This is a genomic window from Actinoalloteichus spitiensis RMV-1378, from assembly GCF_000239155.1.
GTDB lineage: Bacteria > Actinomycetota > Actinomycetes > Mycobacteriales > Pseudonocardiaceae > Actinoalloteichus_B > Actinoalloteichus_B spitiensis.
In genome coordinates, this window is sequence record NZ_AGVX02000519.1 from 1 (window position 1) to 6,267 (window position 6,267).

Sequence of the window (6,267 nt, forward strand, 5' to 3'; positions counted from 1 at the left end):
CGGTGCCCGCAGGGCTCAGCGCCCGGTCTGGGCGCTGGTCGCCGGGCGCTCGTCGGAGGCCGCCGACGAGCTGGGCTCGTCCCGGTCGGGCGAGTCGGGAACGGGAGCGCCGCCGCCGGGCCCGCCGCCCGCCTCCCCCGGGGCCGAGCCCGGCTCGTCGAAGCTGGCGGGCAGCCGTCGCAGGTGCCTCGTCATCGACCTGACGAGGAGACCCACCGCGACGAAGAACAGGATGAGTACCACCAGAGCGACCGGGGAGGACTTGCCGAAGTCCTCACCCTGCCCTCCCGGGTTGTCGACCCCGAAAGCCACCATCGTCCCGGCGATCGCTCCAGCGGACCACATCACACGGACACCCTCTCACGCACTCCCGCGAACAGGTCGTCCTCCGGCAACGTGGTGTCCACCAGCGAACGGACCAGCTCGTACTCCTCCGTCGGCCAGACCTCCCGCTGGATGTCGACCGGCACGGCGAACCAGCGGCTGTTCGGGTCGATCTGGGTGGCGTGGGCCAACAGCGCGGCGTCCCGCGTCTCGAAGTAGTCCGCGCACTCGACCCGCGTCGTCACCCGTTCCATGACGTCCGGGCGGGTCGGATCCCAGTTCTCCAGCCACTCGGCATAGGGTGATTCCACACCACGGCTCGTGAGCGTGTCGTGGAAGGTCTGCATCCTCGCCCTGGAGAAACCGTGGCAGTAGTACAGCTTCAACGGCTGCCAGGGATCCCCCGCGCCCGGGAACCGGTCGGGGTCGGGCGCCGCGTCGAACGCGGCGACGGACACCTCGTGGCAGCGGATGTGGTCGGGGTGGGGGTACCCGCCGTTCTCGTCGTAGGTGATGACCACGTGGGGGCGGAACTCCCGGACGACCCGGACCAGCGCCTCGGTGGACACGTCCAGGTCGGTGCGGGCGAAGCACCCCTCGGGCAACGGCGGGAGCGGGTCGCCCTCGGGCAGGCCCGAGTCGACGAAGCCCAGCCAGCGGTGGTGGACACCGAGGATCGCCGCGGCCTTGGCCATCTCCTCCCGGCGGATCTCGGTGATGTTCTCCAGCACGTCGGGCCGGTCCATGGCCGGGTTCAGGATGCTGCCCGCCTCACCACCGGTACAGGTGACGACCATCACTTCGTGACCGTCCGCGACATACTTGGCGAGCGTTGCCGCTCCCTTGCTCGACTCGTCGTCTGGGTGAGCGTGCACCGTCATCAGACGCAGCTTTTCGGCCATCTCGGAACCGACGTCCCTCCTGCTACACGTAACCGCACCCGCCGCGACGTCGCAGAGGACCGTCCGGGGATACTGCTCGGACGACTACAGCTAACGTCGTGCCGAGGACCATTGTTCCCGGCAGCCATGACAACCTCGCGCGGAGGTCGAGGTAGACCGTGACCAGCAACGAAGCACCAGGCCGGCCCGCCGGGCGCTACCGCCGCGCTCCCGCGCGCCGGTTCCCCCGCTGGGCGGGCGTCCTGACCGGGGTCGCGGTGCTGCTGGTGGGCCTGGGTGCCTCCGTCACGGCCTACCAGAACTGGGGCAGCCCCCCGGTCTCGGCGGACCACACCTCGTTCGAACCGGACGGCCGCTCGCTGCGGATCTCCTTCGACGTGGTGCGGGACGACCCGAGCCGCAGCGCCGTGTGCGTCCTGCGGGCACGGTCGGCTGACGGCGACGAGTCGGGCCGGCGGGAGGTGCTGATCCCGCCGGGCGAGTCCCCGGCGAGGCACACCAGCACGCTGTTGACCTCGAAACCTCCCGTCATGGGTGAGGTCTTCGGCTGCTCCCACGACGTGCCCGAATACCTCACCAGAGGCTCGACTGTCGAGCCGGATTCGGAGGTGCCGCCAAGCGGGTGAACCGCAGCTCACGCACCGGTCCGGCGCTCGGAATTCGGCGACGGGCCGGGTGTTGTCGTGCTAACCTGCCCTCACGGCACGGTCCCCAGTGGGCCGTGTTTTTCCGTATCCGGCGGGAAGCCCGGATAGCTGCGGGCGCGTACCCGTGCCCGGGACAGACGAGGAGTGGTGACCGTGAGCGAGACCCAGGTGACCTGGCTGACCCAGGAGTCCTTCGACCGGCTCAAGCACGAGTTGGACGAGTTGATCGCGAGCCGCCCCGTCATTTCCGAGAAGATCAACGCCGCCCGCGAGGAGGGCGACCTCAAGGAGAACGGCGGCTACCACGCGGCGCGCGAGGAGCAGGGGCAGCTGGAGGCCAGGATCCGTCAGCTCCAGGAGCTGCTGCGCGTCGCGAAGGTCGGCGAGGCTCCGACCGAGTCCGGCGTCGCGCAGCCCGGGATGGTGCTCACGGTTCGTTACGACGGTGACGACGAGACCGAGACCTTCCTGCTCGCCACCCGGGAGGAGGGCTTCCAGGGCGACCTGGAGGTGTACTCCCCCAACTCGCCGCTCGGCGAGGCCCTGCTGGACGCCAAGGAGGGCGAGGACCGCGAGTACGAGCTGCCCAGCGGCGGCCGGATGAAGGTCACCCTGGTCAAGGCGGTGCCCTACTCCGCCTGACCCCCACTGCCCGACCGGGGCCCGACCCGAACGGGGTCGGGCCCCGGTTCGCGTCGGCACAGCGGGTCGTCGAAGGGCCCGGGAGGCTCGGCCACCAGTTCCAGCAGCGGTCGGACCCGAGGCGCCACCGGGGTGGACAGCGCGATCGAGGTCGAGGTGCGTTGCACTCCCTCCGCGCAGACCACCTCGTCGATGACGCGTTGCAGGTCGTCGTTCGAACGGGCCACCAACCGGACCAGCAGATCACCCTCACCCGTGGTCGCGTGCACCTCGCAGACCTCCTCGATCCGGCGCAGGTGGCACACCACCTCGTCCCGTCGGCCCTGAGCGATCTCCAGGACGACGAACGCGGTCAGCCCGTAGCCGAGTGCCGGCAGGCTGATCTGGGGTGGGAACCCGGTCAGCGCGCCGAGCCGCACCAGGCGGTCCAACCGGGCCTGCACCGTGCCCCGGGCCACCTTCAGCCGCCGGGAGCACTCCAGGACCCCGAGCCTCGGGTGGTCGGTCAGCAACAGCAGCAGGCGCGCGTCGAGCCTGTCGAGCATGGGCCGTTCCGGTGGCGTCACGTCGTCTCCCTGTGCACCCTGCCCATCCTGCCCGCGTGTCAGGGGCCGTGGCTACGCAATCTGCCCAACACGAAGTGATCGCATTGCGCAGCGTGCCGGCGGCTGCTCATGCTGGCGCCACCGAACCAGCGCCATCCCAGCGTTCGAGGGCAGTGGAGGAACCCATGACCGAGACCGTTCCGGCACCAGGTATCGACGATGTCAGCTTCGACCAGATGCGGCAGCTCGTCGGGCTGGTCGACTACGACGAGTCACGTGACCCGTTCCCGGTGAAGGGGATGGACGCCGTCGTGTTCGTCTGCGGGAACGCGACGCAGAGCGCGCTCTACTACCAGCACGCCTTCGGCATGGACCTCGTGGCCTACTCGGGGCCGGAAACGGGCAACGCCGACCACCGGGCGTTCGTCCTGAAGGCCGGTTCGGCGCGGTTCGTCCTCACCGGCGGGGTGCGTCCGGACAGCCCGCTGCTGGACCACCACCGCCGGCACGGCGATGGCGTGGTGGACCTCGCCCTGGAGACGACGGACGTCGACCGGTGCGTGGCCCACGCCAGGGAGCAGGGTGCCCAGGTGCTGGAGGAGCCGCACGACGTCTCCGACGAGCACGGCACGGTGCGCAGAGCGGCGATCGCGACCTACGGGGAGACGCGGCACACCCTGGTGGACCGCTCCCGGTACCAGGGCCCGTACCTGCCCGGGTACGTCGCCAGGTCCGGCACGCTCCAGCGGCGGGCGGGGTCGCCGAAACGGTTGTTCCAGGCCGTGGACCACTGCGTCGGCAACGTGGAGCTGGGGCGGATGGACGAGTGGGTGTCCTTCTACAACCGGGTGCTCGGGTTCGTGAACATGGCGGAGTTCGTCGGGGACGACATCGCCACCGAGTACTCGGCGCTGATGAGCAAGGTGGTCGCCAACGGCAACCACCGCGTGAAGTTCCCGCTCAACGAACCGGCGCTCGGCAGGAAGAAGTCGCAGATCGACGAGTACCTCGAGTACTACACGGGGGCGGGGTGCCAGCACATCGCCCTGGCCACCAACGACATCCTCGCCAGCGTGGACGAGATGACCGCGCGGGGCGTGGAGTTCCTCGCCACGCCGGATTCGTACTACGAGGACCCGGAGCTGCGGGCCCGCATCGGGAAGGTCAGGGCGCCGATCGAGGAGCTGCAGCGGCGCGGCATCCTGGTGGACCGCGACGAGGACGGCTACCTGCTCCAGATCTTCACCAAACCCGTCGGTGACCGGCCCACCGTCTTCTACGAGCTGATCGAACGCCACGGGTCGCTGGGCTTCGGGAAGGGCAACTTCAAGGCGCTCTTCGAAGCGATCGAGCGGGAGCAGGAGCGGCGCGGCAACCTCTGAGCGCGGCGCACTCCTGGCGGGGTCGGCCCGAGACCGGCCGGCCCCGTCCCGCGTCCCGACCGCCGGGGCCGGCGGTGGGCGGGCGCTCAGAACTGGGGGGTGACGACGTGGCCGGCCTTGGTGAGCCCGGCCACGACCTCGTGCCGGTGGCTCGGTCCCCTGGTCTCCAGGCTCAGCGCGACGTCGACGTCACCGAGCGCGAGCGCCCCCGAGATCCGGGAGTGCTCGACGTCGATGACGTTCGCCCCCAGCTCGCCGACCTCCGCGAGCAGGGTGGCCAGCGAGCCGGGCCGGTCGGAGATCCGCACCCGCACGGCGAGGTAGCGACCGCCCGCGGTCATGCCGTGCTGGATCACGTGTGACAGCAGGAGCGGGTCGATGTTGCCGCCGGAGAGGATGACGGCGATGGGTCCGGCGAAGCGACCGGGGTGATCGAGCACGGCGGCGACTGCGGCGGCCGCAGCCGGTTCGACCAGCAGTTTCGCCCGTTCGAGGCAGAGCAGGAGCGCGCGGGACAGGGACTCCTCGCTGACGGTGAGGATCTCGTCGACGAGGCTGGAGACGTGGTGGAAGGTGACCGGTCCCGGTTCCTTCACCGCGATGCCGTCGGCCATCGTGCGGAGCTCACGCGCGGGTACCGGCGCGCCGGCGGCCAGGGATGCCGGCCAGGCGGCGGCGCTCTCGGCCTGGGCTCCGACAACCCGGACGTCCGGGCGGTGCGCCTTCACCGCCGCCGCCACTCCTCCCAGCAGCCCCCCGCCCCCGGTGGCCACCACCACGGTGGCCATACCGGGGAGTTGGTCGAGCAGCTCCAAGCCAACGGTGCCCTGACCGGCCAGGATGTCCGGGTGGTCGAAGGGGTGGATGAACTCGGCGCCCGTCTCCGCCGCGTACTCGCGGGCCGCGGCCAGGCTCTCCTGGAGTCCGGCGCCGCGCAGGTGCACCTCCGCACCGTAGGAACGGGTGGCGGCGAGCTTGGGCAGCGGCGCGCCCTCGGGCATGAACACGGTCGCCCGGGTGTCGAGCAGGGACGCGGCGTAGGCAACTCCCTGGGCGTGGTTGCCCGCGGACGCGGCCACCACCCCCTTCGCCCGCTGTTCAGCTGACAGGCCGTGCAGCCTCGTGTAGGCGCCCCGGATCTTGAACGAGCCGGTGCGCTGGAGGTTCTCGCACTTGAGGTGAACCTGCCCCCCGCAGCGCTCGCTGAGAACCCGGGAGTGCATGATTGGCGTCTGACGGATCACCCCGGCCAGCAGCTCACGGGCGGCCATGATCCGATCAACGCTGACCAGTCGCATGAGGCATATCCTGCCAGCGGTTGCGCCGGGTGGGGGACGGTGGTCGGCGCCGGCGGCGGGGGAGCGCCACCGGTTCGGCGAACGGTCGGCAACGGTCGACCGAACAGCTCATGGGTGGATATTTCTCGAACTGGTAACGAAAAAGGCTAGTACCCTTGGCAGACAGCGAGTCTGTCCGACCAGCCCCGAATTGCGCAGGGAGGTAAGGCCGTGCAGGTGACCCGAAGTCCTGGGTTGCTGTCGCTGGTGTCGAGCGTTGCCGCGGCCACTGCGTTGGCCGCCGTGGCGGTGATCACCGTCACGCGGGCCGACTGCGCGGAGACTCCGTACTACGAGCAGCGGGATGGCGTCGTGGAGCTCGTCCACAGTTGTCTCGACGCCAGCCAGCTGCCCGACACCAACCATCCCGGCTCCGACGCGGTCCTGCGTTGGCAGCCCTGACCAGGCTCGCGACGCCGAGCCCGGTCTGACGACGGTCCGATGACGGCCCGCCCCCGTCGAGCCTCCGGAGGAGCTCCGACGGGGGC

Annotated in this window: 7 protein-coding genes and 1 pseudogene; 4 read left to right on the top strand and 4 right to left on the bottom strand. The window is 70.4% G+C overall.

Annotated features, from left to right (window positions below; genetic code table 11):
• Nucleotides 1-15: 15 nt before the first annotated feature.
• On the bottom strand, nucleotides 16-345 hold the full coding sequence (locus ACTIDRAF_RS34000) for a hypothetical protein (RefSeq protein ID WP_052168915.1): 330 nt from the start codon (nucleotides 343-345) through the stop codon (nucleotides 16-18).
• Entirely contained in the window at nucleotides 345-1,226 is an 882-nt protein-coding gene (mca, locus tag ACTIDRAF_RS0220730; RefSeq protein WP_026066335.1) for a mycothiol conjugate amidase Mca, read from the bottom strand. The genes ACTIDRAF_RS34000 and mca overlap by 1 nt, the downstream gene beginning before the upstream one ends.
• A 158-nt stretch (nucleotides 1,227-1,384) precedes the next feature.
• Between mca and ACTIDRAF_RS30165 the strand changes: the two genes are divergently transcribed.
• Together ACTIDRAF_RS30165 and greA are read left to right on the top strand one after the other, a co-directional pair.
• Entirely contained in the window at nucleotides 1,385-1,852 is a 468-nt protein-coding gene (locus ACTIDRAF_RS30165; protein ID WP_016700641.1) for a DUF4307 domain-containing protein, read from the top strand.
• A 174-nt stretch (nucleotides 1,853-2,026) separates the two neighbouring features.
• The gene (greA, locus tag ACTIDRAF_RS0220740) at nucleotides 2,027-2,515 is read left to right on the top strand and encodes a transcription elongation factor GreA (RefSeq protein WP_211215393.1); all 489 of its coding nucleotides are present in this window, start codon (nucleotides 2,027-2,029) and stop codon (nucleotides 2,513-2,515) included.
• A gap of 89 nt (nucleotides 2,516-2,604) precedes the next feature.
• Here greA and ACTIDRAF_RS0220745 read toward each other — a convergent pair.
• Nucleotides 2,605-3,060 (bottom strand): annotated as a pseudogene (locus tag ACTIDRAF_RS0220745) (Lrp/AsnC family transcriptional regulator); the annotation flags it as partial.
• 185 nt (nucleotides 3,061-3,245) lie between these two features.
• Here ACTIDRAF_RS0220745 and hppD point away from each other — a divergent pair.
• Nucleotides 3,246-4,442, top strand: coding sequence for a 4-hydroxyphenylpyruvate dioxygenase (gene hppD, locus ACTIDRAF_RS0220750; RefSeq protein ID WP_016700644.1), 1,197 nt, complete (start codon nucleotides 3,246-3,248; stop codon nucleotides 4,440-4,442).
• 86 nt (nucleotides 4,443-4,528) lie between these two features.
• On the opposite strand, the gene ilvA is transcribed toward hppD, so the two are convergent.
• On the bottom strand, nucleotides 4,529-5,740 hold the full coding sequence (gene ilvA, locus ACTIDRAF_RS0220755) for a threonine ammonia-lyase (RefSeq protein ID WP_016700645.1): 1,212 nt from the start codon (nucleotides 5,738-5,740) through the stop codon (nucleotides 4,529-4,531).
• Nucleotides 5,741-5,950: 210 nt separating this feature from the next.
• On the opposite strand from ilvA, the gene ACTIDRAF_RS30170 reads away from it, so the two are divergent.
• Entirely contained in the window at nucleotides 5,951-6,181 is a 231-nt protein-coding gene (locus ACTIDRAF_RS30170) for a hypothetical protein (RefSeq protein WP_016700646.1), read from the top strand.
• Nucleotides 6,182-6,267 lie beyond the last annotated feature (86 nt).